The sequence below is a fragment of the Streptomyces sp. NPDC127100 genome (assembly GCF_042724095.1).
Classification (GTDB): Bacteria; Actinomycetota; Actinomycetes; order Streptomycetales; family Streptomycetaceae; genus Streptomyces.
Genome location: NZ_JBHXFL010000039.1, coordinates 1 through 21,457, shown reverse-complemented (window position 1 = coordinate 21,457; position 21,457 = coordinate 1). Strand labels below are relative to the sequence as shown.

Here is a 21,457-nt window from a genome sequence, read left to right as displayed (position 1 = left end):
GTCCCTGCGCGACGGGCGCGCCGCACACGCGCCCTGAGCCCCTGATGAGGGGTGTAAAGAACCTTCCTACCCGACGGACGCCTCCCGCGGCGAGTCCGATAAGTGCAAGCTCACATGTCGGACGCGGTGGGCCACATGCCGGTGACATGACTCATAGCCAGGCATCCGGTCAACTTCCCGATACCTCTTGACAGTCCCGGAGAACAGCGCCTCGACGGGGGAACACGCGAGCGAACCATGTCCGTATAACGAGAAATACCGAAGATCTTCCGGCCGGAAGGGTTGATTCCCGCAAAGGTTCGGTCGTGATGTACCGACCTGATGGGATTCGGGTGGTCACCCGTTATCCGATTTTGACATGACGGCTCCCCTGAATGGCCGAGTCCGAATGGCAAGATGCCGTAATCACACGAGGTCGCGGCTCTCGAATGCATGTGCCCTCGTCGTCCCACGGCGCCGGTCGGTCCCCCGTCCGGCGTCCCGTCCCATCGGCAACTCCACCATCCGCCGGAGGAACCACCATGACCGCAAGCTTCACCCGTCGTCCGACCGCCGCGCAGTCCCGGCTAGCAGCGGTCGGTGCGATCGCGGTCGCAGGCGCCCTGCTGCTCACCGGATGCGGCGACCAGACCAAGAAGAACGACGAAGGCGGCGAGGGCAAGTCCGCCTCGGGCGCCCCGCTGGCCGAAAAGCTGCCGCAGGCGATACGTGACAAGGGCGTCATCCGGGTCGGATCCGACATCGCCTACGCTCCGGTCGAGTTCAAGGACGACTCCGGCAAGACGGTCGGCATCGACCCGGATCTCGCCGACGCCCTGGGCAAGCAGCTCGGCGTGAAGTTCGAGTTCCAGAACGCCACGTTCGACACCCTCGTCGGCGGTCTCGCGTCCAAGCGCTACGACATCGCCATGTCGGCCATGACCGACACCAAGGACCGGCAGGAGGGCATCGACGGCGACACCGGCAAGAAGGTCGGCGCCGGCGTCGACTTCGTCGACTACTTCACCGCGGGCGTCTCGCTCTACACCAACAAGGGCGACAGCCAGGGCATCAAGACCTGGGACGACCTGTGCGGGAAGACCATGGCGGTCCAGCGCAACACGTTCTCGCACGACCTCGCCAAGGAGCAGGCGCAGAAGTGCGAGAAGGCCGGCAAGAAGACTCTCAAGATCGAGGACTTCGGCACCAACCCGGAGGCCGAGACCCGGATGCGCTCCAAGGGCGCGGACGTCGTCTCCGCCGACTTCCCGATCGCCGCCTACTCGGTGAAGAACTCCGGTGGCGGCAAGTACTTCGAGATCGTCGGCGACCAGGTCGAGGCGGGCCCGTACGGCATCGCCGTCGCCAAGGACAACACCCAGCTGCGCGACGCGCTCCAGGCGGCCGTGCAGGCCGTCATCGACAGCGGCGACTACAAGAAGATCGTCGAGAAGTGGGGCGTCGCGGACGGCGCGGTCACCGAGGCCAAGATCAACGGCGGCTCCTGACCCGTCCCGTTCGACGCGGCTCTGAAAGGCTCCATCCGTGACTGTTGACGTCAACAAGACGACCGGTCCCGACGCGAGGCCCCCCGCCGGGCCGGAGGCCGTCAAGGCCATTCCGGTCCGGCACCCGGGACGGTACGTGTCCGCGGTCGTCGCGCTCGCCCTCCTGGGCGCGGTCGTCTACGCCTTCGCGCAAGGCAAGATCAACTGGGGCGCGATCCCCGACTACTTCTTCGACGACCGCATCCTCGACGGCGTCTGGAACACCCTGGTCCTCACGGTGCTCTCGATGGTGATCGGCATCGCCGGCGGCGTCCTGCTCGCCGTGATGAGGCTGTCGAAGAACCCGGTGACCTCGTCGATCGCCTGGTTCTACATCTGGTTCTTCCGCGGCACCCCGGTCCTGGTCCAGCTCTTCGTCTGGTTCAACCTGGGCCTGGTCTTCGAGTACATCAACCTGGGTCCGATCTACAAGGACTACTGGTCGTCCTTCATGACGCCGCTGCTGACGGCGCTGCTCGGCCTGGGCCTGAACGAGGCCGCCTACATGGCCGAGATCTGCCGCGCCGGCCTGCTCTCGGTCGACGAGGGCCAGACCGAGGCGTCGCACGCCCTGGGCATGAGCCACACGAAGACGCTCCGCCGGATCGTGATCCCGCAGGCGATGCGGGTCATCGTGCCGCCGACGGGCAACGAGGTCATCAACATGCTGAAGACGACCTCACTCGTCTCGGCGGTGCAGTTCTACGACCTCTTCAAGCAGGCCCAGGACATCGGCCAGAACGCGGGCTCGACGGTCGAGATGTACTTCCTGGCCGCCGCCTGGTACCTGATCATGACCTCGATCCTGAGCGTCGGCCAGTACTACGTCGAGCGGTACTACGCCCGCGGTTCGAGCCGGTCCCTGCCGCCGACGCCGCTGCAGCGCTTCCGGGCCGCGGTGCTGCCCACGCGCCGTCCGAAGGGAGTCGCGGCATGAACCAGTCCTCCCACGCCATGGTCAAGGCCGAGGGCGTCCACAAGTCCTTCGGTCCCGTGGAGGTCCTCAAGGGCATCGACCTGGAGGTGAGGTCCGGCGAGGTGTTCTGCCTCATCGGCCCCTCCGGCTCCGGCAAGTCGACCTTCCTGCGGTGCATCAACCACCTGGAGAAGATCAACGCCGGCCGCCTCTACGTCGACGGGGACCTGGTCGGCTACCGCCAGAAGGGCGACAAGCTCTACGAGCTGAAGGACAGCGAGGTCGCCCTCAAGCGCCGGGACATCGGCATGGTCTTCCAGCGCTTCAACCTGTTCCCGCACATGACGGCGGTCGAGAACGTCATGGAGGCACCGGTCCAGGTCAAGGGCGTCAGCCGGGCGCAGGCCAGGGAGCGCGCGATGCAGCTCCTGGACCGCGTGGGCCTGGGCGACAAGGCGGGCAACTACCCCTCGCAGCTCTCCGGCGGCCAGCAGCAGCGGGTCGCGATCGCGCGGGCCCTGGCGATGGACCCGAAGCTGATGCTGTTCGACGAGCCGACCTCGGCCCTGGACCCGGAGCTGGTCGGTGACGTCCTCGACGTCATGCGCGACCTGGCCGAGTCCGGCATGACGATGGTCGTGGTCACCCACGAGATGGGCTTCGCCCGCGAGGTGGGCGACAGCCTGGTCTTCATGGACGGCGGCGTGGTGGTCGAGTCGGGCAACCCGCGCGACGTGCTGACCGACCCGCAGCACGAGCGCACCAAGTCGTTCCTGTCCAAGGTCCTCTGAAGCACACGCGCACGCCGAGGGGCGGTACGGATCTCCGTACCGCCCCTCGGCGCGTGGTCCTACTTCAGCGCGAGCAGCAGCGTGTCCGACGGGGAGCACCACACCGGCCGCACCTCGCCGAAGCCCTTCTCGCGCAGCACGCGCGCGTGCCAGGCCGCCGAGGGCATGTCGCCGTCGGCGTGCTCGCCGTAGATCTCGAAGCGCCGGGCCGTGGGCTCCGCGAGGACGGGGTCCGCGGCGGCGAGCCGCCACCATTCGGCCCAGTCGAGGGCGCCGTCCCGCCGGGCGTCCTCCATGCGCGCGTGCCGCTGCGCGCGCTCGGCGGCGTTGATTCGGGGCGTGGTGTCGTCGATCATGTGGTCCGCGTTCATGAAGACACCACCGTCGCGGACCAGCTCCGCGACCCGGCCGTAGAGGGCGGCGAGGGGTTCGGCGTGGAGCCAGTGCAGGGCCGTCGCGGTCAGGACGGCGTCGTAGGAGTCGTACGGCAGCTTCGCCGGCCAGTGGGGGTCCTTGAGGTCGGCGGCGACGAAGGAGACCCGGTCGTCGCCCGCGAAGGTGCCCTCGGCGATGGCGAGGAGCGCGGGGTCGAGGTCCACCCCGGTGCTGACGGCGTCCGGGAAGCGGGCGAGCAGCCGCGCGGTGATGGTGCCCGTGCCGCAGGCGAGGTCGAGCACGCGCGGTGCCGGGCCGGTCAGGGCCTCGACCATGTCGAGCATGATCCGGAAGCGTTCCTCGCGGTCCGGCATGTACCACTCCTGCTGCCGGTCCCAGCTCTCCTGCCAGGCGTTCCAGTCGGTACCGGTCGTGGTGGTCCGCGCGTCCGTCATCGAGCCCCTCCGTCACGTCACTACGTAATACCCTGTAGGCACAGTCAGCTGTTACCTGGCCGCAGGCACGACCATAGAGCCCCTTCGTAAGGACTACAAGTGGAACTGGCCTATTACTCGGATTACGCCGTACGCCTCGTCAACACCGAGGAGCCGGCGCGCGGGCAGGACTCCCTGACCTCGGTCGAGGCCGTCCGGGAGCTCTTCGGTGCCAACCAGTCGGCGGCCCGGCGGGCCACGGACTCGGACGTGACCCGGTTCCGCTCGGTGCGCGGACGGCTGCGTGCGGTCTTCGAGGCCGCCGACGAGGGGGACGAGACGCTCGCCGTCGACCTCCTCAACTCCCTGCTCCTGGAGTTCCCGGTGAGCCCGCAGATCTCCGGCCACGACCAGCGCGACGACGACGGCAGCCCCCTGTGGCACATGCACCTGGCGGACCACCCGTCCAACGCCACCGCCGGATTCGCCGCCATCGCCGCGATGGGCCTCGCCTTCCACCTCACGGAGTACGGCGTGGACCGCCTGGGCCTGTGCGAGGCGGCCCCCTGCCGCAACGCCTACCTGGACACCTCCACCAACCGCTCCCGGCGCTACTGCTCCGACCGCTGCGCCACCCGCGCCAACGTGGCGGCCTACCGCGCCCGCAAGCGCCTGGAGGCGGACCGGTCGGACAGCACCGGCCTGAGCGCCGAGACGGCCCAGCGGACCACGGCGAGCGGCGAGCGCTGACCGGGCCGCCGTGGCCGGTAGCGGAACCGCACCCTGCCCAGCACGAGGTCCTCGGGGACCGTCCCGTAGTCGGTGCTGTCGCCACCGGCGAAGGCGTTGTCCCCGAGCACCCACCAGCCCGCCCCGCGCCGCTCCGCCGCCCGCTTGACGACCAGCAGGTCCTGCTGGAAGGGATGCCGCAGCACGACCACGTCACCGGGCCGGACCCTGGCCCCCCAGTGCACGAGGAGCACGTCCCCGTGGTGCAGCGTGGGCACCATCGACGGCCCGGTCACCTCGGCCGGTCCGAACGGCAGCGGCCCTCTCGCCCGCTCGGTCTCCTGCGACAGCTCCGGCATCACCCGGCACCTCCCCGTCTTTCCTCCACCAGTCTCAGTCTCACCCCGGACTTTTGTCCTAAGCCCACGGGGGCACTCGCGAAATCGGGCTTCCCAGGGAGTAATGTCCCCCCTGAGAAGACGATCACGAGGAAGGAACGCTCCATGCTTTCCCGCCTGTTTGCCCCCAAGGTCACGGTCAGCGCCCACTGCGACCTGCCCTGCGGCGTGTACGACCCGGCCCAGGCCCGCATCGAGGCGGAGTCGGTGAAGGCCGTCCAGGAGAAGATGGCCGGCAACGACGACCCGCACTACCAGACGCGTGCCACGGTCATCAAGGAGCAGCGTGCCGAGCTCGCGAAGCACCACGTCTCCGTGCTGTGGAGCGACTACTTCAAGCCCCCGCACTTCGAGAAGTACCCGGAGCTGCACCAGCTGGTCAACGACACCCTGAAGGCCCTGTCGGCCGCCAAGGCGTCGACCGACCCGGCCACCGGCCAGAAGGCGCTGGACTACATCGCCCAGATCGACAAGATCTTCTGGGAGACCAAGAAGGCCTGACCCCGGTCAGTCGCTCCGCACGCCGCGATCGGTGCACCATCGCGGGCCTGCGGACAGCCCGAAGGGGCCCGGCCGCCCATGCGGCCGGGCCCCTTCGACGTGTGGCGCCGTCCCGCCGGGCGGCGGCTCAGCGCTTGCGGTCGTAGGTCCGCACCACGACGCCGTTGCCGAACGTCCGCACCGAGTCCGGCACGAACGCGGAGACCTCGAAGCCGGAGCCGAACATCGGCATGCCCGTGCCCAGCACCACCGGGTACGTCTTGATGACCAGCTCGTCGACCTCGTCGATCAGCTCACCGGCGACGGCGGAACCACCGCACAGGTAGATGCCCAGGGGGCTGTCCTCCGCCTTCAGCGCACGGACCCTGCCGACCAGGTCCGCCGAGATGACCTCGACGTTCGGGTCGGGCGACGGGCCGAGCGTGCGCGAGGCGACGTACTCGCGCAGATGGGCGTAGGGGCTGGTGATGCCCTCCTTCAGGGCCAGGTCGTAGCTGGCCCGCCCCTGGACGACCGTGTCGAACCGCTTGTTCGGCAGGTCGTCGAGACCGAGGGCCCGACGGCCGTGCGTCGCCATCGTCTCCGGATACTCCGCCGCGAGGAACGCGAGGAACTCCTCGTCCACGTACGGGAGCATGAACGACGCGTCGCCGTCCGGGCCGCCGATGAAGCCGTCGATCGAGCAGGCGATGAAGTACGTGAGCTTGCGCAAGTGGTCTCTTTCCGTGGGAAGTAGCGTGGACCAACAACCACTTCAGTTATAGTACTTCGTATGTAGTGGTTGCAAGGGATTACCGCGACGCACGGACGAAGAAACCAAGTGGGAGAGAGGGTTCCGCATGGCCAGCAACCCGGAGCGGCGTGCCGCCCTGGTCGACGCGGGTGTCGAGGTGCTCGCCCGCGAGGGCGCACGCGGACTGACGTTCCGCGCGGTGGACACCGAGGCGGGCGTGCCCGTGGGTACCGCGTCCAACTACTTCACCGGCCGGGACGACCTGCTGCGCCAGATCGACACCCGGCTGCACCAGCGGCTCGCGCCCGATCCCGAGGTGGTGGCGGACCTGCTGACGAGGCCGAAGGACCGCTCCCTGGTCACCGCCTTCATGCGCGACCTGACGGACCGGGCGACCCGTGACCGCACCGGCTATCTGGCCCTGCTGGAGATGCGGCTGGAGGCCACCCGGCGCCCCGGCCTGCTCGCCTCGTACACCCGGTCGGTGCGGGGCGACCTGGAGGAGGGCATGGAGTTCCACCGCGCGGCGGGCCTGCCCGGCGGGGACGAGACCGTCGTCGTGCTCTACCTCGCGATGCTCGGGCTGATCCTGGAGCACCTGACCCTGCCGGACGTCCTGACGGGCGTACTGCCCGCGACGGACGTCCCGGACGGCCTGGTGGAGCGGATCGTGGCGACGGTGGTGCCGGAGGCCTAACGGGCCCCCTGCCGCGGCTCGCGCCACATGGGCCACATCCGGGGACCGTCCGGCAGGTCCAGGGCGCGGCCGGTGAACTCGAAGCCGAGGCGCTCGTACAGGCCCCGGCTGCGGGCGCTGCTCGCCTCCAGATAGGCCGGCAGCCGCTCGCGGTCGCAGCGGTCGAGGACCGACTCGATCAGCGCGGTGCCCAGGCCCTCGCCCTGCCGTCCCGGCGCCACGCCGACCATCCACAGGTACGCGTGGGCCCGGCCGGAGGGGTGGATGTCCTCCGTCAGCCTGGCTATCCGCTCGACGCGCTCGTTGTCCGGGTCGACCGCCTCGCGCACCTGGGCGGGTCCGTCGCCGGCCCCGGCGTCCTCGCCGTCGTGCCCGCTCTCGGGCACGGACAGCCACAGCGCGCACGCCGCGCCGTCCTCGGTGATGTCGATCCACCCGTCCGCGAGCACGGCGTCGGTGAAGGCGGCCATGAGCCGGTGATGGGTCCGGCGGCGGTACTCCTCGCCGGGGAAGACCCAGCCGCTCACCGGGTCGTCCTGGAACGCCTCGTCCAGCAACCGCACCACCCGCTCCCGGTCGCCCTCCCCCGCCGTCCGGATCGCCACACCCATGCCCCGACCGCCCTCTCCGCCTCAACATCACTCTTCCGTAGGGCGGTTGAGCCTAGCCGCAGGCTCCGGCGGGGCGGGAGCGGCCTTCCGTCCGGCACGCCCGCCCGTGGTGGCGGGTCCCGCACACCGTGGGGCGTGCGGGACCCGCCGGACCGGAACCCTTCGGCGGTGCGGTCGTACGGCGGCCGGGCGCCGAACGGCCCTCTACGGGCTCCGGGGTCGTGCGCGGCCGTGGCCGTCAGGTGCTGCGCCGGGTCACGAACTCGGCCAGTGCGAGCAGACCGCCCGCCGCCTCCGGCTCGGGCACCGCGCGGGCGAGCTCCTGCATCGCCCGCGCCATCCGGTCGGCCGCCTGGGCCTGCGCCCAGTCCCGGCCGCCCGCCCGCTCCACGGCGAGTGCCGTGCGCTCCAGCTCCTCCTCGTCTCCCGCGTACGGTGCCGCGTACAGCTCGGCGAGCGCGGCGGCCTCCGGGGTGCCCGCCGCGAGCGCGGCGACCACCGGCAGCGACTTCTTCCGGGCGGCCAGGTCCGCGCCGGCCGGTTTCCCGGTGTGACCCGGGTCGCCCCATATGCCGATCACGTCGTCGATGAGCTGGAAGGCCAGTCCGGCCTCGCGGCCGAAGGCGTCCAGCGCCCGGACGTCCTCGTCGGCCGCGCCGGCGTACAGCGCGCCGACCGCGCAGGCGCAGCCCAGCAGTGCGCCGGTCTTGGCCTCGGCCATCACGAGCGTCTCCCCGAGGGTGACCTCGTCCGGGGCCCGCCGTTCCATCGCGGTGTCCACCTGCTGCCCCTCGCACAGCTCCATGACGCAGTCCGCCAGCCGGGCGGCCGCCGCGGCGGACGCCGGATGCGGGTCCGTCGCGAGCAGCCGCACGGCCAGCGCCTGGAGGGCGTCGCCCGCGAGGATCGCGTCGGCGTCGCCGAACACGGCCCAGGCGGTCGGCCGGTGACGGCGGGTGGCGTCCCGGTCCATCACGTCGTCGTGCAGCAGTGTGAAGTTGTGGACCAGCTCCACCGCCGCCGCCGCGCGCACCGCCGCCGCCCGGGCCCCGGGCCCGCCGAGCGCGGCGGCCGAGGCCAGGACGAGGGCGGGACGGATCGCCTTGCCCGCGTTCCCGGAGGCGGGCGTGCCGTCCGCGTGCTGCCAGCCGAAGTGGTAGAGCGCGACGCGGCGCATCGCGGCGGGCAGCAGTGCGACGGCTGACCGCAGCTCGGGATCGACCGAGGCCCGGGAGCTGCGCAGGAGCTCCGCCGCCTCGTGCCCGTCGGACACGGGGACCGCCCCGGGCTCCCGGTCGCGCTGCACGCCGACGGTCCCGTGTCTCTCCAGGGTGCCGGTGGGGCGGGGCGCCTCGGCGGCGCCGTGCCCGGCCTCCGTCATCGGCTCACCTCCCCCATGCGTCCGCCTCCGTGCCCCGGGGTGCACCCGCCCGGACGGGCGGGGCACACGGCGTGCGGGAGACAGGCGTCACCGCCAGCGGCCGATCTCGACGTTCTCCAGGACGCCGAGCGCGTCGGGCACGAGGACCGCGGCCGAGTAGTAGGCCGTGACCAGGTACTTGATGATGGCCTGCTCGTTGATGCCCATGAACCGCACCGACAGACTTGGCTCGATCTCGTCCGGGATGCCCGTGGCCCGCAGGCCGATGACGCCCTGGTCCGCCTCGCCGGTACGCATCGCGATGATCGAGGACGTGCGGGCCTCGGTGACCGGGATCTTGTTGCAAGGGTAGATCGGCACACCGCGCCAGGTGGGAATGCGGTTGCCGGCGATGTCGATCGTCTCGGGGACCAGCCCGCGCTTGTTGAGCTCACGTCCGATGGCGGCGATCGCCCGCGGGTGGGCGAGGAGCAGCTTGGTGCCGCGCCGGCGGCTGAGCAGCTCGTCCAGGTCGTCCGGACCGGGCACGCCGTCGTGCGGCTGGATCCGCTGGTCGTACTCGCAGTTGTGCAGCAGGCCGAACTCCCGGTTGTTGATGAGCTCGTGCTCCTGGCGCTCCTTCAGCGCCTCGACCGTGAGCCGGATCTGCTGCTCCGTCTGGTTCATCGGCTGGTTGTAGAGGTCGGCCACGCGCGAGTGGATGCGCAGCACGGTCTGGGCGACGCTCAGTTCGTACTCGCGGGGCCGCGCCTCGTAGTCCACGAAGGTGTGCGGGATGTCCGGCTCGCCGCTGTGGCCGGCGGCGAGGTCGATGGCCTTCTCCCCGTGCTTGTTGGTGCGCTGCTCGGGGATCGAGCGCCGCTGCCGGAGGTGCTCGCGCAGGGAGTCCGCGCGCTCCGCGACCCGCTCCACCTCCTGGCGGGGCAGCACCAGCACCGTGCAGGCGGTGACCGTGCGGGCGGTGTACTCCCAGATGGCGTCGCCGTCGAGCAGTGCGTGGTCGCCGAAGTAGGCGCCGTCGGCGAGGACGCCGAGCACCGCGTCGTCGCCGTAGGGGCCGGTGCCGATCTTCTCGACCTTGCCGTGCGCCAGCAGGTACACCTCGTCGGCCTGGCCGCCGAAGGACGCGATCACCTCGCCCGGGCCGAACTCCCGCTGCTCGCAGCGCTGGGCGAGTTCCGACAGGACCTCGTCGTCCTCGTACGAGCGCAGGGCCGGCAGCTCGCCCAGCTCCGCGGGGATGACCTCGACGCGGTCGCCCGTCTTCACGAACGTCACCCGGCCGTCGCCGACGGCGAAGGTCATGCGCCGGTTCACCCGGTACGTGCCGCCCTGGATGTCCACCCAGGGAAGCGTGCGCAGCAGCCAGCGCGAGCTGATCTCCTGCATCTGGGGTACGGACTTGGTCGTGGTGGCCAGGTTCCGCGCGGCCGCCGTGCCGAGGCTCTGCTGCGGCCTGGTCTGCTCGGTGCGGACCTCTTCGCCTACCGACATAAGGAATTGCCCTCCCGGTCATGCCGGACGCCTGCGCCCGGCATCGATGTGCGTGGACCAGCCTTCCTCACGGAGCGTGCCGGTGCTATTACCCGAAAGAGCGGGAATGGATCTCCGGCGCCCGGGGCATGAAGAGGGGCTCGCACCGCCGGCCGCGGCCGGCTCCTCGCCGACGGCCCGGCCGTACTCCCGGCGGGGTCTGTCCGGATCGGCTCGCACACGGCCCGAACAAGTCATACGGACGGCTTCGTTTCGGTACAAGCCCCTTACGAGGCGGTCGCGCCCGGCGGTCGTCGCGCAGCGAAGGAGTCGGCCATGGCCTCACCCATGTCCGCGGGCGGTTTCCTCAAGGCCCTGAAGGCGGAGGGCGTCACCGTCGTCGAGGTCGGCGACTGGCGGCACCACAACCGCAACCACAAGGGCCCGTGGGGCCCCGTGCACGGCGTGATGATCCACCACACGGTCACCAGGGGCAGCGCGCGGACCGTCGACATCTGCCGCAAGGGCTACGAAGGACTGCCGGGGCCGCTGTGCCACGGTGTCGTCACCAAGGACGGCAGGGTCCACCTCGTCGGCTACGGCCGCGCCAACCACGCCGGGCTCGGCGACGACGACGTCCTGCGCGCGGTGATCGCGGAGAGGGCGCTGCCCCGGGACAACGAGGCGAACACCGACGGCAACCGGCACTTCTACGGCTTCGAGTGCGAGAACCTGGGCGACGGCGAGGACCCCTGGCCGGCGGCGCAGCTGGAGGCCGTCGAGCGGGTTGCCGCCGCGGTCTGCCGCCACCACGGGTGGACGGAACGTTCCGTCATCGGTCACCTCGAGTGGCAGCCCGGCAAGGTGGACCCGAGGGGGTTCACCATGGCGTCGATGCGGGGGCGCATCCGGGACCGGCTCCGGTGACCGCTCACACCGCGCGCCGGGCGGCGTGACAATGGCGGGGTGACCAGCACCGACCCGCCCGACCTCGCCGCCCTGCGTCCCCGGCTGCCGTCGCCGTTGCAGGAGGCCGCGGACGAGCGGTTCGAGCGGCGCGGGGTGCGGCTGCTGCTGAAGCGCGACGACCTGATCCACCCGGACCTGGTCGGCAACAAGTGGCGCAAACTCGCACCGAATCTGGCCACGGCGCACGGCCGTACCGTCGTCACCTTCGGAGGCGCGTACTCCAACCACCTGCGTGCCACGGCCGCGGCGGGCCGGCTGCTCGGGCTGTCCACGGTCGGCGTCGTGCGCGGCCAGGAGCTGGCCGGCCGGCCCCTGAACCCCTCCCTGGCCCGGTGCGCGGCCGACGGCATGCGGCTGCACTTCACCGACCGCTCGACGTACCGCCGCAAAGGCGAACCCGGGACCCTGGCGGCCCTGCTGCGGGCCGCGGGCGCCGAGGACGCGGTCGTCGTCCCCGAGGGCGGCAGCAACGCCGCGGCCGTCCGCGGCTGCCGGGCGCTCGGCGAGGAGCTGGCCGGGCACGCCGACGTCGTCGCGCTCGCCTGCGGCACCGGAGGCACGCTCGCCGGGCTGGCGGCCGGCCTCCCCCGGGGCCGGCGGGCCCTCGGGATACCCGTACTCAAGGGCGGGTTCCTGGCCGACGAGGTACGGGAACTCCAGCAGCGGGCCTTCGGCGGCCCCCGCGGCACCTGGAGCCTCGACGACCGCTTCCACTGCGGCGGCTACGCCCGCGTCACGCCCGAGCTCGACTCGTTCGCCGCGGACTTCGAACGGCGCCACGGGCTGCCCGTGGAGCGCGTCTACGTCGCCAAGATGCTGTACGGCCTGCTCGCGCTGACCGAGGAGGGCGCCTTCCCGCGGGGGACGACCCTCGCGGCGGTCGTCACCGGCCGCCCCTTCCCCTGATGCCCCCGGAGGCCCCGAGGGCCCGGAGGCTGCCCCTACGCGGCCTCCCGGTACGCCGCCGCCTCCTCCAGGTCCAGGCGGCGCAGCAGCGTCCGCAGCATCTCGTCGTCGATGTACCGGCCGTCCCGCAGCCGGACGAACACCTCGCGCTCCGAGCTGATCACCTCCCGGGACAACCGCCGGTAGGTGTCGTCGACGGTCTCGCCGGTGACGGGGTTGGCCTGCCCGAGGCGTTCCCAGACGGCGTTGCGGCGGCGCTCCAGGACCGTGCGCAGGCGCTCGGCGAGCGGCGCCGGCAGGGCGTTGCGCTCGTCGGCGAGCAGGTCGTCGAGGCGCTGTTCGGCGACCCGGGAGGCCTGCGCCTGGGCGTTGGCCTCGGCGAGCGTCTCGGCCTGCACGTCCCGGGACGGGAACTTCAGCAGCCGGATCAGGGGCGGCAGGGTCACGCCCTGCACGACCAGTGTGCCGATGACCGTGGTGAAGGTCAGGAAGAGGACGAGATTGCGCTCGGGGAAGGGTGCGCCGCCGTGCACGGTGAGCGGGATGGAGAAGGCGATGGCCAGCGAGACCACGCCCCGCATCCCGGCCCAGCCGATCACGAACGGCTGTTTCCAGCCGGGGTCCTCCTCGCGCGCGCGGACGCGTGCCGACAGCATCCGCGGCAGGTAGGTCGCCGGGTACACCCACACGAAGCGGGCGGCGGCGACGACCAGGAAGAGGGCGATCGCGTACCAGGCGGCGTCGGCACCCTCGTACGCGCCGAGGCCCTTCAGGACCACCGGCAGCTGCAGGCCGATCAGGGCGAACACGGCGGACTCCAGGACGAAGGCGACCATCTTCCACACCGCCTCCTCCTGGAGCCGGGTGGCGAAGTCGACCTCCCACGCGCGGTGGCCGAGGTAGAGCGCGACGACCACCACCGCCAGCACTCCGGAGGCGTGCACCTGCTCGGCGGCCGCGTACGCGACGAACGGGATCAGCAGGGAGAGCGTGTTCTGCAGCAGCGCCTCCTTCACGTGCGTGCGCAGCCAGTGGATGGGCACCATGAGCACCAGGCCGACGCCGACACCGCCGAAGGCGGCGATCAGGAACTCGCCGATCCCGCCGGCCCAGGTGGCGCCCTCGCCGACCGCCGCCGCGAGAGCCACCTTGTAGGCGGTGATCGCGGTGGCGTCGTTCACCAGGGACTCGCCCTGGAGGATGGTGGTGATGCGGGACGGCAGTCCCACCCGGCGGGCGACCGCCGTGGCCGCGACGGCGTCCGGCGGGGCCACGACCGCGCCGAACACGAGCGCGGCGGTCAGCGGCAGCCCCGGCACGATCAGGTAGGCGGCGCAGCCGACTACGAACGTCGCGAAGAGTACGTAGCCCACGGACAGCAGCGCCACCGGCCGCAGCTGGGCCCGCAGGTCGAGGTAGGAGCTGTCGGTGGCCGCCGTGTACAGCAGCGGCGGGAGCAGCAGGGGCAGGACGATGTGCGGGTCCAGGGTGTAGTCGGGCACCCCGGGCACGTAACTGACCGCCAGACCGGCCGCGACCAGTAGCAGCGGCACCGGCACCGGGATGCGCCGACCCGCCGCGGCGATCGCGGCGCTGCCCGCCACCAGCAACAGCAGCGGCATCACGTCCATGGTTCTCGCCCACCCTTTTTCTCCGCGCGGCCACCCGCACGCCCGTCGTAACCTGGCAATCATGAAACAGTGCACGCACGCCGACGGGCTGCCGCACCCGGAGCCGAGGCCGCTGGGCGCCACCTGTCCGGAATGTCTGGCCGAAGGCACGGATCCGGTGCAGCTGCGGCTGTGTCTCACCTGCGGGCACGTCGGCTGCTGCGACTCCTCGCCGAGGCAGCACGCGACGGCGCACCACAAGGAGACCGGCCACCCCGTGATGCGGACCTTCGAGCCGGGAGAGACCTGGCGATGGTGCTTCGTCGACCACGTGCTCGTGTAACCCGGCACGACCGCACCCGGGGACGGTTCGACCGTCCGGAGCCTGGGTACGTCAACCCGGCGCGCGCTCTCCCGATTTGGGCCCGCCGAACCCCTAGCCACTGTGCGTGTTCAGGTGTTTACTATGAGTGACAGCAAGGGGTCGGGGTCTCGGGGACAGGAAAGTTCGCCGCGCGATAACGTCACCGCTGAACCACGTGTCGCGTTACCCCGAGGGGCGACCCTCGGCCCTGTAACGCTTGTACCACCTTGGAGGTGAGGGTGTCCCAGATCGCAGGCGAGCCCGCGACCCAGGACTTCGTGGAAGTCCGGCTGCCGGCCGCGGGTGCCTACCTGTCGGTGCTGCGTACGGCGACGGCCGGCCTCGCAGCCCGCTTGGACTTCACCCTCGACGAGATCGAGGACCTGCGCATCGCAGTCGACGAGGCCTGCGCGATCCTGCTGCAGCAGGCCGTGCCCGGCTCGGTGCTCAGTTGCGTCTTCCGCCTCGTCGACGACTCGCTCGAAGTCACTGTCTCGGCGCCGACCACGGACGGTCACGCCCCCTCGCGGGACACCTTCGCCTGGACCGTCCTGTCCGCTCTCGCGGGCAAGGTCTCCTCCGCCGTGGACGAGGACAAAACCGTTTCGATCAGCCTCTACAAACAGCGCGGCGCGGGACCCGGGCCGACGTGAGGGACGGGGACGGGCCGGTGCGGGACGAAGAACGCGGCACACGGAAGCTGTCGGCCGACGCCGCACGTGCTGAGAACGGGGCCCCACACATGGCGGACGGCATCGACGGCATCCCCGAGCAGGCCCGCCCGCACCCGGAGGACGACGCCCCCGCGGGGGCCGGGAGCGGGGGCGGTGCCGTGCCGGGCGCGCCCGCGGGCGGGCGGCCCGGGGGCACGCCCGCCCGGCCCGGCCGAGCGGAGGCGAGGGCTCGGGAAAGGGTTACGGGCGGGACGATGAGCGAGCACGAGCGACACTCCGAGGACCGGGCACCGGGCGCGCGCGGCACGCAGGGCACGCGGCACGACCCGCAGGACCGCAGCGGGGCGCGCGCCCTGTTCCTCGAGCTGCGCACGCTGACGAAGGACACCCCCGAGTACGCGGAACTGCGCAACCGGCTGGTCCGCATGCACCTGCCGCTCGTCGAGCACCTCGCCCGCCGCTTCCGCAACCGCGGCGAGCCCCTGGACGACCTCACGCAGGTCGCCACCATCGGCCTGATCAAGTCCGTCGACCGCTTCGACCCGGACCGCGGGGTGGAGTTCTCCACGTACGCGACGCCGACGGTCGTCGGCGAGATCAAGCGGCACTTCCGGGACAAGGGCTGGGCGGTGCGCGTCCCGCGCCGGCTCCAGGAGCTGCGGCTGGCCCTGACGACGGCCACGGCGGAGCTCTCGCAGCTGCACGGCCGCTCCCCCACGGTCCACGAGCTCGCCGAGAAGCTGTCGATCTCGGAGGAGGAGGTCCTGGAGGGCCTGGAGTCCGCCAACGCGTACTCCACGCTGTCCCTGGACGTCCCGGACACCGACGACGAGTCGCCGGCGGTCGCGGACACCCTCGGGGCCGAGGACGAGGCGCTGGAGGGCGTCGAGTACCGGGAGTCGCTCAAGCCCCTGCTGGAGGACCTGCCGCCGCGGGAGAAGCGGATCCTGCTGCTGCGCTTCTTCGGCAACATGACCCAGTCGCAGATCGCCCAGGAGGTCGGGATCTCCCAGATGCACGTGTCGCGGCTGCTGGCGCGGACGCTCGCGCAGCTGCGGGAGAAGCTGCTGGTCGAGGAGTAGCCGCCGACGCCGGTCGCGTCCGCGTCCCGCCGGGCGGCCGCGACCGCCCGGCTACTTCTCGGCGCGGCCGGGTCCCCGGATGCCGAGGGCCCGGGTGGTCGTCGGGTTCAGGAGCAGGACCAGCGCCGCGACGGACACGACGGCCAGCACGATCCCCGCCGGGATGGCCACGCTGTCGGCCTGGAGCAGGTTGTAGGCCACCGGCAGCGCCATGATCTGCGTGATGACGGCGGGCCCACGGCTCCAGCCGCGCCGGCCGAGCAGCCCGCGGGCGGCGAGCAGCGGCAGCAGCGCGAGGACGACGAGGGTGACCCCGCCGGTGACGGCCGAGGTGCGGTCGTCGGGGTGACCGGTGAGCCCCTCCACGAGCATCCAGACGCCGCCGGCGACCAGCGCCAGCCCCTCCAGTGCGGCGAGCGCGGCCGCGGCGGTCAGCCGGCCGGGACGAGGGCCCGTCTCTTCGGCGGCTTCGGCTTCGGGGGTGGGGTTCTGCTCACTGCTCACCCCAGAAGGGTAGCCCGCGGGACGCCGGTGGCCGCGGGCCGGTCCCGCGCCGGCCCCCGCCCGATCCCACCTCGGTCTGGGCCGGGGTACCGCCCAGTAGGTACCCTGCACACCATGCGTGCACTTCTCGTGGTCAATCCGGCGGCAACCACCACGAGCGCGCGCACGCGCGACGTGCTGATCCACGCGCTCGCGAGCGAGATGAAGCTGGAGGCGGTCACCACCGAGTACCGGGGTCACGCGCGCGACCTCGGCCGGCAGGCCGCGCTGAGCGACGAGATAGAGCTCGTGGTGGCCCTCGGCGGCGACGGCACGGTGAACGAGGTCGTCAACGGCCTGCTGCACGCGGGCCCCGCCCCGGAGCACCTGCCCGGTCTCGCGGTCGTCCCCGGCGGGTCCACCAACGTCTTCGCCCGCGCGCTCGGCCTGCCCAACCACGCGGTGGAGGCCACCGGCGCCCTGCTCGACGCGCTTCGCGAGGGCAGGGAGCGGACCGTCGGCCTGGGCCTGGCCTCCGGCACGCCGGGCTCGGAGGACGAGTCCGTGCCGGCCCGCTGGTTCACCTTCAACGCCGGGCTGGGCTTCGACGCCGGCGTGGTCGGACGGGTCGAGCAGCACCGCGAGCAGGGCAAGAAGTCCACCCACGCCCTCTACGTCCGCCAGGTGGTGCGCCAGCTCATCGGGGAGCCGCACCGCCGCAGCGGCACCATCACGCTGGAGCGCGCCGGCGAGGACCCGGTCACCGATCTGGTGCTGTCCATAGTCTCGAACACCTGCCCGTGGACGTTCCTCGGCAACCGCCCGATCTACGCGTCGCCCGAGGCCTCGTTCGACACCGGTCTGGACGTGTTCGGACTCAGCCGGCTGTCGACGGCCGCCGTTGCCCGGTATGGCACCCAGTTGCTCACTTCGTCCCCCGAGCGCGGCCCCCGTGGCAGGCACGCGGTCTCCCTGCACGACCTGAGTGACTTCACCTTGCATTCGAAGGTGCCCCTGCCCCTCCAGATGGACGGTGACCACCTGGGGCTGCGGACGAGCGTGACGTTCACAGGCGTACGCCGTGCACTGCGTGTGATTGTGTGAGCAGAACCGGCAAAAGTCCTTTCACTCGAACGTTTAGGCCAGGGTCCACCCCATAGAAGTACGGCTGTGACCTAGTCGACACCGAAGAATCAAAAAAAACTTTCCGGAAGGGGTTGTATCCACCGCCGAGGTTTGCGAGTCTCTTCTTGGCGATCGGGACGGCCCGCAACATCGGCCTCCACAGATCACCGGAATCCCTCTTCAAACCCAAGGACCACACCGGGAACCCGGCGGTAGGCCCTTCCCTTGTTGAGGGATTCGTGAAAGCGTTCACATTCACAAGCACCCTGCACAGTCATACCAAGGAGAGGTAGCAGCCATGGACTGGCGTCACCGCGCCGTTTGCCGCGAGGAAGACCCCGAGCTCTTCTTCCCCATCGGCAACACCGGTCCCGCGCTGCTGCAGATCGAGGAAGCCAAGGCCGTCTGCCGTCGCTGCCCTGTCATGGAGCAGTGCCTGCAGTGGGCGCTCGAGTCCGGTCAGGACTCCGGCGTCTGGGGTGGTCTCAGCGAGGACGAGCGCCGCGCAATGAAGCGCCGTGCCGCCCGCAACCGGGCTCGTCAGGCCTCCGCCTGATCAGTCACCCCTGCTGACAGCCTGAGCTTGGCGGCGCGTACAGCGCGTACGCAACTCCCGCCCCCGAGCCGCAGCGCGCAGTACCCCGATGCTCCCCCGCATCGCATGAGCACTGGCCTCGGACCTTCACCGGTCCGGGGCTTTTTGCTGTCCCCGGCCCCGCTTCCCCCGCCGCCCGCGTCGCCCCGGCCGGCCCCCGCTGCCCTACTTCTCCGCCGGCACCGGGATGTCGAGGAGGACCCGGGTGCCGCGCCCGGGGGCCGGGACCATGTCGAAGGCACCACCCAGCTCACCCTCGACCAGGGTGCGGACGATCTGCAGCCCGAGATTGCCGGAACGGTGCGGGTCGAAGTCCTCGGGCAGGCCGACGCCGTCGTCCTGGACGGTGACCAGCAGCCGCGCTTCCTTGGTCGTGCCCCCGCGGACCGCGGTGACCTCGACCGTGCCGGTGTCGCCCTCGCGGAAGCCGTGCTCCAGCGCGTTCTGCAGCACCTCGGTCAGCACCATCGACAGCGGGGTGGCCACCTCGGCGTCCAGGATGCCGAAGCGGCCCGTCCGCCGGCCGGTCACCTTGCCGGGCGAGATCTCGGCGACCATGGCCAGCACGCGGTCGGCGATCTCGTCGAACTCCACGCGCTCGTCCAGGTTCTGAGACAGCGTCTCATGCACGATCGCGATCGATCCGACCCGGCGTACCGCCTCCTCGAGCGCTTCGCGGCCGCGCTCGGACTCGATGCGCCGGGCCTGGAGCCGGAGCAGGGCCGCCACCGTCTGGAGGTTGTTCTTCACCCGGTGGTGGATCTCCCGGATGGTGGCGTCCTTGGTGATCAGTTCCCGCTCACGGCGGCGCAGTTCCGTGACGTCGCGCAGCAGCACCAGCGCACCGATGCGCGTGCCCTTGGGCTTGAGCGGAATGGCGCGGAACTGGATCACCCCGTCGTGCGCCTCGATCTCGAACTCGCGGGGCGCCCAGCCGCTGGCCACCTTGGCGAGCGCTTCGTCCACCGGACCGCGGGACGGGGCGAGTTCGGCCGTGGTCCGGCCCAGGTGGTGGCCGACCAGGTCGGCGGCGAGGCCCATCCGGTGGTAGGCCGACAGGGCGTTCGGCGAGGCGTAGTGGACGATGCCGTCCCCGTCGACGCGGATCAGGCCGTCCCCGACGCGGGGCGAGGCGTCCATGTCGACCTGCTGGTTCTCGAACGGGAAGGCGCCGGCGGCGATCATCTGCGCGAGGTCCGAGGCGCTCTGCAGATAGGTGAGCTCCAGGCGGCTCGGCGTGCGCACGGTGAGGAGGTTGGTGTTGCGGGCGATGACGCCGAGGACGCGCTCCTGGCGCCGTACGGGGATGGACTCGACCCGGACCGGGACCTCCTCGCGCCACTCCGGGTCGCCCTCGCGCACGATCCGGCCCTCGTCCAGGGCGATGTCCAGCATGGGCCGCCGGCCGCGCGGGACGAGGTGGCCGACCATGTCGTCCTGGTAGGAGGTCGGTCCGGTGTTGGGCCGCATCTGGGCGACGGACACGTACCGGGTGCCGTCGCGGGTCGGGACCCACAGGACCAGGTCGGCGAAGGAGAGGTCGGAGAGGAGCTGCCACTCCGAGACCAGCAGGTGGAGCCACTCGAGGTCGGAGTCGTCGAGGGCGGTGTGCTGGCGTACGAGTTCGTTCATGGAGGGCACGTGGCCGAGCGTACCTGGCGGTTCGGACAGCGATCGGAATCGGCCATGTTCCGCGGCGCCGGGGCCCGGAGACACCCGCGGGCCGCGGCGCCTGGGAGGGACCCTCAACCCTCCCGGCACCGCAGCCCGGAGCAACATCGGCCGTGGGGTGTGCGGTCCCGGTCGGCCGAAGGATGAGGAGCCGGGGCAGTCAGGGCAGAGAGCTCCGGTTCCTCGGTCCGCCCTCCTGTGCGGGGAAGGCGGAAGTCCGATGTCCGTCCGGCGCGCGTCTCGCGGCCGGTGCGTCGGTGTCCATTGTGGACTAGACCACTAGCCGTGTCCATGCGGTGGACGGTCTTTGCAGTTGTCGTGTTCCGCGGTCGCCCGGGCGTCCGGGCGGTCGCCTGAAGCCTAACCCCGTTGGCCCACGAGCGGGGCCGGACCGCCGGGACAATTTCCCGCGCGCGCGGCTGCGCGCATACCCGACCGGACGCCGTTTCGGCGCCCCCACGAGGGCGCTCCTCTGTTAGATTGGTCTAAACCACATGCCCAGTCCCGGGCCCCGGTGAGTCCTTCTCTTCGAAACGGCAGGCAAGCGTGGAAGTTGTCATCGTTCCCGACGCCAAGGCGGGCGGCGAGCTCATTGCCGAGGCCATGGCGCAGCTGCTCCGGCGCAAGCCCGACGCCCTGCTCGGGGTCGCCACCGGCTCGACGCCGCTGCCCGTCTACGAGGCGCTGGCGGCCCGGGTGCGTTCGGGCTCCGTCGACACCGCGCGGGCCCGGATCGCCCAGCTCGACGAGTACGTGGGGCTGCCGGCGGAGCACCCGGAGTCGTACCGGTCGGTGCTGCGGCGCGAGGTGCTCGAACCGCTCGGGATCACCATGGACGCGTTCATGGGCCCGGACGGCACGGCCGCGGACGTGCAGGCTGCCTGCGAGGCCTACGACCGCGCGCTCGGCGAGGCCGGCGGCGTGGACCTCCAGCTGCTGGGGATCGGGACCGACGGGCACATCGGGTTCAACGAGCCGTGCTCCTCGCTCGCCTCGCGCACCCGGATCAAGACGCTCACCGAGCAGACCCGCGTCGACAACGCGCGGTTCTTCGACGGCGACATCGAGCAGGTGCCGCACCACGTGATCACGCAGGGCATCGGCACCATCCTGGAGGCCCGGCACCTGGTGCTGCTGGCCACCGGCGAGGGCAAGGCCGACGCCGTCGCCGCCAGCGTGGAGGGCCCCGTCGCGGCCGTGTGCCCGGCGTCGGCGCTGCAACTGCACCCGCACGCCACGGTCGTCGTCGACGAGGCCGCCGCGGGCAAGCTGAAGCTCGCCGGCTACTTCCGGCACACCTACGCCCACAAGCCCGACTGGCAGGGCATCTGACCGGCAGGTCCGCACACCCCTCCGGCGGGCCCGTCACGACGTAGGCGCCGCACTCCCCGACCGGGAGTGCGGCGCCTACGT

General features: G+C 71.4%; 23 protein-coding genes. 14 read left to right on the top strand and 9 right to left on the bottom strand.

The genetic code is table 11. The annotated features are described in order from the left end of the window. Positions 1-521: 521 nt before the first annotated feature. From ACFWJB_RS27755 to ACFWJB_RS27745, 3 genes are read left to right on the top strand one after another with little or no spacing between them, the layout of a single operon-like run. The gene (locus ACFWJB_RS27755) at positions 522-1,487 is read left to right on the top strand and encodes an ABC transporter substrate-binding protein (protein WP_385459529.1); all 966 of its coding nucleotides are present in this window, start codon (positions 522-524) and stop codon (positions 1,485-1,487) included. A gap of 37 nt (positions 1,488-1,524) precedes the next feature. Beyond that, on the top strand, positions 1,525-2,463 hold the full coding sequence (locus tag ACFWJB_RS27750) for an amino acid ABC transporter permease (RefSeq protein WP_385459531.1): 939 nt from the start codon (positions 1,525-1,527) through the stop codon (positions 2,461-2,463). Continuing rightward, the gene (locus ACFWJB_RS27745) at positions 2,460-3,233 is read left to right on the top strand and encodes an amino acid ABC transporter ATP-binding protein (RefSeq protein ID WP_385459533.1); all 774 of its coding nucleotides are present in this window, start codon (positions 2,460-2,462) and stop codon (positions 3,231-3,233) included. Before ACFWJB_RS27750 ends, ACFWJB_RS27745 begins: the two co-directional genes overlap by 4 nt. Positions 3,234-3,292: 59 nt before the next feature. Here ACFWJB_RS27745 and ACFWJB_RS27740 read toward each other — a convergent pair whose 3' ends face one another. Beyond that, positions 3,293-4,063: a class I SAM-dependent methyltransferase gene (locus ACFWJB_RS27740; RefSeq protein WP_385459535.1), complete on the bottom strand. Its 771-nt coding sequence runs from the start codon at positions 4,061-4,063 to the stop codon at positions 3,293-3,295. 99 nt (positions 4,064-4,162) lie between these two features. Between ACFWJB_RS27740 and ACFWJB_RS27735 the strand changes: the two genes are divergently transcribed. Then, positions 4,163-4,792 (top strand): CGNR zinc finger domain-containing protein, encoded by a 630-nt coding sequence (locus tag ACFWJB_RS27735; protein ID WP_385459537.1) that lies wholly within the window; start codon positions 4,163-4,165, stop codon positions 4,790-4,792. On the opposite strand, the gene sodX is transcribed toward ACFWJB_RS27735, so the two are convergent. After that, positions 4,696-5,130: a nickel-type superoxide dismutase maturation protease gene (sodX, locus tag ACFWJB_RS27730; protein WP_385459539.1), complete on the bottom strand. Its 435-nt coding sequence runs from the start codon at positions 5,128-5,130 to the stop codon at positions 4,696-4,698. The two genes, ACFWJB_RS27735 and sodX, sit on opposite strands and share 97 nt — an antisense overlap. A gap of 144 nt (positions 5,131-5,274) precedes the next feature. On the opposite strand from sodX, the gene sodN reads away from it, so the two are divergent. Then, positions 5,275-5,670, top strand: a complete 396-nt coding sequence (gene sodN, locus ACFWJB_RS27725) for a superoxide dismutase, Ni (protein WP_385459541.1) — start codon at positions 5,275-5,277, stop codon at positions 5,668-5,670. Positions 5,671-5,797: 127 nt separating this feature from the next. Here sodN and ACFWJB_RS27720 read toward each other — a convergent pair whose 3' ends face one another. Then, positions 5,798-6,382: a dihydrofolate reductase family protein gene (locus ACFWJB_RS27720; protein WP_386925536.1), complete on the bottom strand. Its 585-nt coding sequence runs from the start codon at positions 6,380-6,382 to the stop codon at positions 5,798-5,800. A 127-nt stretch (positions 6,383-6,509) separates the two neighbouring features. Here ACFWJB_RS27720 and ACFWJB_RS27715 point away from each other — a divergent pair, with 127 nt between their 5' ends. Beyond that, positions 6,510-7,100 (top strand): TetR/AcrR family transcriptional regulator, encoded by a 591-nt coding sequence (locus ACFWJB_RS27715; RefSeq protein WP_385459545.1) that lies wholly within the window; start codon positions 6,510-6,512, stop codon positions 7,098-7,100. On the opposite strand, the gene ACFWJB_RS27710 is transcribed toward ACFWJB_RS27715, so the two are convergent. From ACFWJB_RS27710 to ACFWJB_RS27700, 3 genes are all read right to left on the bottom strand, one after another. Then, positions 7,097-7,711, bottom strand: a complete 615-nt coding sequence (locus ACFWJB_RS27710; protein WP_386925534.1) for a GNAT family N-acetyltransferase — start codon at positions 7,709-7,711, stop codon at positions 7,097-7,099. The two genes, ACFWJB_RS27715 and ACFWJB_RS27710, sit on opposite strands and share 4 nt — an antisense overlap. 238 nt (positions 7,712-7,949) lie before the next feature. After that, positions 7,950-9,092: a family 2 encapsulin nanocompartment cargo protein polyprenyl transferase gene (locus ACFWJB_RS27705; RefSeq protein WP_386925532.1), complete on the bottom strand. Its 1,143-nt coding sequence runs from the start codon at positions 9,090-9,092 to the stop codon at positions 7,950-7,952. Between the two features lie 87 nt (positions 9,093-9,179). Beyond that, positions 9,180-10,586 carry a family 2B encapsulin nanocompartment shell protein gene (locus ACFWJB_RS27700; RefSeq protein WP_386925530.1) on the bottom strand — a complete coding sequence of 469 codons (1,407 nt, stop codon included), beginning with the start codon at positions 10,584-10,586 and terminating at the stop codon, positions 9,180-9,182. Positions 10,587-10,901: 315 nt separating this feature from the next. On the opposite strand from ACFWJB_RS27700, the gene ACFWJB_RS27695 reads away from it, so the two are divergent. Further along, complete coding sequence (locus ACFWJB_RS27695) at positions 10,902-11,492, top strand: N-acetylmuramoyl-L-alanine amidase (protein ID WP_386925528.1); 591 nt, start codon at positions 10,902-10,904, stop codon at positions 11,490-11,492. 39 nt (positions 11,493-11,531) lie between these two features. Beyond that, positions 11,532-12,440: a 1-aminocyclopropane-1-carboxylate deaminase/D-cysteine desulfhydrase gene (locus ACFWJB_RS27690; protein WP_386925526.1), complete on the top strand. Its 909-nt coding sequence runs from the start codon at positions 11,532-11,534 to the stop codon at positions 12,438-12,440. A 35-nt stretch (positions 12,441-12,475) separates the two neighbouring features. On the opposite strand, the gene ACFWJB_RS27685 is transcribed toward ACFWJB_RS27690, so the two are convergent. Further along, a complete protein-coding gene (locus ACFWJB_RS27685; RefSeq protein WP_385459557.1) occupies positions 12,476-14,071 on the bottom strand; it encodes a Na+/H+ antiporter in 1,596 nt (531 codons plus the stop codon). A gap of 61 nt (positions 14,072-14,132) precedes the next feature. On the opposite strand from ACFWJB_RS27685, the gene ACFWJB_RS27680 reads away from it, so the two are divergent. The 3 genes from ACFWJB_RS27680 (at position 14,133) to ACFWJB_RS27670 (ending at position 16,170) form a co-directional block, all read left to right on the top strand. Further along, positions 14,133-14,393, top strand: a complete 261-nt coding sequence (locus ACFWJB_RS27680; RefSeq protein WP_385459559.1) for a UBP-type zinc finger domain-containing protein — start codon at positions 14,133-14,135, stop codon at positions 14,391-14,393. A 260-nt stretch (positions 14,394-14,653) separates the two neighbouring features. Next, on the top strand, positions 14,654-15,067 hold the full coding sequence (locus ACFWJB_RS27675; RefSeq protein WP_003973726.1) for an anti-sigma regulatory factor: 414 nt from the start codon (positions 14,654-14,656) through the stop codon (positions 15,065-15,067). Continuing rightward, the gene (locus ACFWJB_RS27670; RefSeq protein WP_385459561.1) at positions 15,064-16,170 is read left to right on the top strand and encodes an RNA polymerase sigma factor SigF; all 1,107 of its coding nucleotides are present in this window, start codon (positions 15,064-15,066) and stop codon (positions 16,168-16,170) included. Before ACFWJB_RS27675 ends, ACFWJB_RS27670 begins: the two co-directional genes overlap by 4 nt. 51 nt (positions 16,171-16,221) lie before the next feature. On the opposite strand, the gene ACFWJB_RS27665 is transcribed toward ACFWJB_RS27670, so the two are convergent. Then, positions 16,222-16,674 (bottom strand): hypothetical protein, encoded by a 453-nt coding sequence (locus tag ACFWJB_RS27665; RefSeq protein ID WP_386925523.1) that lies wholly within the window; start codon positions 16,672-16,674, stop codon positions 16,222-16,224. Positions 16,675-16,788: 114 nt separating this feature from the next. Between ACFWJB_RS27665 and ACFWJB_RS27660 the strand changes: the two genes are divergently transcribed. Both ACFWJB_RS27660 and ACFWJB_RS27655 read left to right on the top strand, forming a co-directional pair. Beyond that, on the top strand, positions 16,789-17,757 hold the full coding sequence (locus ACFWJB_RS27660; RefSeq protein ID WP_385459563.1) for a diacylglycerol/lipid kinase family protein: 969 nt from the start codon (positions 16,789-16,791) through the stop codon (positions 17,755-17,757). Between the two features lie 319 nt (positions 17,758-18,076). Further along, on the top strand, positions 18,077-18,334 hold the full coding sequence (locus tag ACFWJB_RS27655; protein WP_003973730.1) for a WhiB family transcriptional regulator: 258 nt from the start codon (positions 18,077-18,079) through the stop codon (positions 18,332-18,334). A 204-nt stretch (positions 18,335-18,538) separates the two neighbouring features. On the opposite strand, the gene ACFWJB_RS27650 is transcribed toward ACFWJB_RS27655, so the two are convergent. Then, complete coding sequence (locus ACFWJB_RS27650; RefSeq protein ID WP_385459565.1) at positions 18,539-20,014, bottom strand: sensor histidine kinase; 1,476 nt, start codon at positions 20,012-20,014, stop codon at positions 18,539-18,541. Positions 20,015-20,590: 576 nt separating this feature from the next. Here ACFWJB_RS27650 and nagB point away from each other — a divergent pair. Beyond that, on the top strand, positions 20,591-21,376 hold the full coding sequence (nagB, locus tag ACFWJB_RS27645; RefSeq protein ID WP_385459567.1) for a glucosamine-6-phosphate deaminase: 786 nt from the start codon (positions 20,591-20,593) through the stop codon (positions 21,374-21,376). Positions 21,377-21,457 lie beyond the last annotated feature (81 nt).

Coding starts and splice junctions, on each gene's coding strand:
- ACFWJB_RS27715 (WP_385459545.1), top strand. CDS start 6,510: ATGGCCAGCAACCCGGAGCGGCGTGCCGCCCTGGTCGACGCGGGTGTC.
- ACFWJB_RS27710 (WP_386925534.1), bottom strand. CDS start 7,711: ATGGGTGTGGCGATCCGGACGGCGGGGGAGGGCGACCGGGAGCGGGTG.
- ACFWJB_RS27745 (WP_385459533.1), top strand. CDS start 2,460: ATGAACCAGTCCTCCCACGCCATGGTCAAGGCCGAGGGCGTCCACAAG.
- ACFWJB_RS27655 (WP_003973730.1), top strand. CDS start 18,077: ATGGACTGGCGTCACCGCGCCGTTTGCCGCGAGGAAGACCCCGAGCTC.
- ACFWJB_RS27695 (WP_386925528.1), top strand. CDS start 10,902: ATGGCCTCACCCATGTCCGCGGGCGGTTTCCTCAAGGCCCTGAAGGCG.
- ACFWJB_RS27685 (WP_385459557.1), bottom strand. CDS start 14,071: ATGGACGTGATGCCGCTGCTGTTGCTGGTGGCGGGCAGCGCCGCGATC.
- ACFWJB_RS27755 (WP_385459529.1), top strand. CDS start 522: ATGACCGCAAGCTTCACCCGTCGTCCGACCGCCGCGCAGTCCCGGCTA.
- ACFWJB_RS27740 (WP_385459535.1), bottom strand. CDS start 4,063: ATGACGGACGCGCGGACCACCACGACCGGTACCGACTGGAACGCCTGG.
- ACFWJB_RS27705 (WP_386925532.1), bottom strand. CDS start 9,092: ATGACGGAGGCCGGGCACGGCGCCGCCGAGGCGCCCCGCCCCACCGGC.
- ACFWJB_RS27660 (WP_385459563.1), top strand. CDS start 16,789: ATGCGTGCACTTCTCGTGGTCAATCCGGCGGCAACCACCACGAGCGCG.
- sodN (WP_385459541.1), top strand. CDS start 5,275: ATGCTTTCCCGCCTGTTTGCCCCCAAGGTCACGGTCAGCGCCCACTGC.
- sodX (WP_385459539.1), bottom strand. CDS start 5,130: ATGCCGGAGCTGTCGCAGGAGACCGAGCGGGCGAGAGGGCCGCTGCCG.
- ACFWJB_RS27680 (WP_385459559.1), top strand. CDS start 14,133: ATGAAACAGTGCACGCACGCCGACGGGCTGCCGCACCCGGAGCCGAGG.
- ACFWJB_RS27700 (WP_386925530.1), bottom strand. CDS start 10,586: ATGTCGGTAGGCGAAGAGGTCCGCACCGAGCAGACCAGGCCGCAGCAG.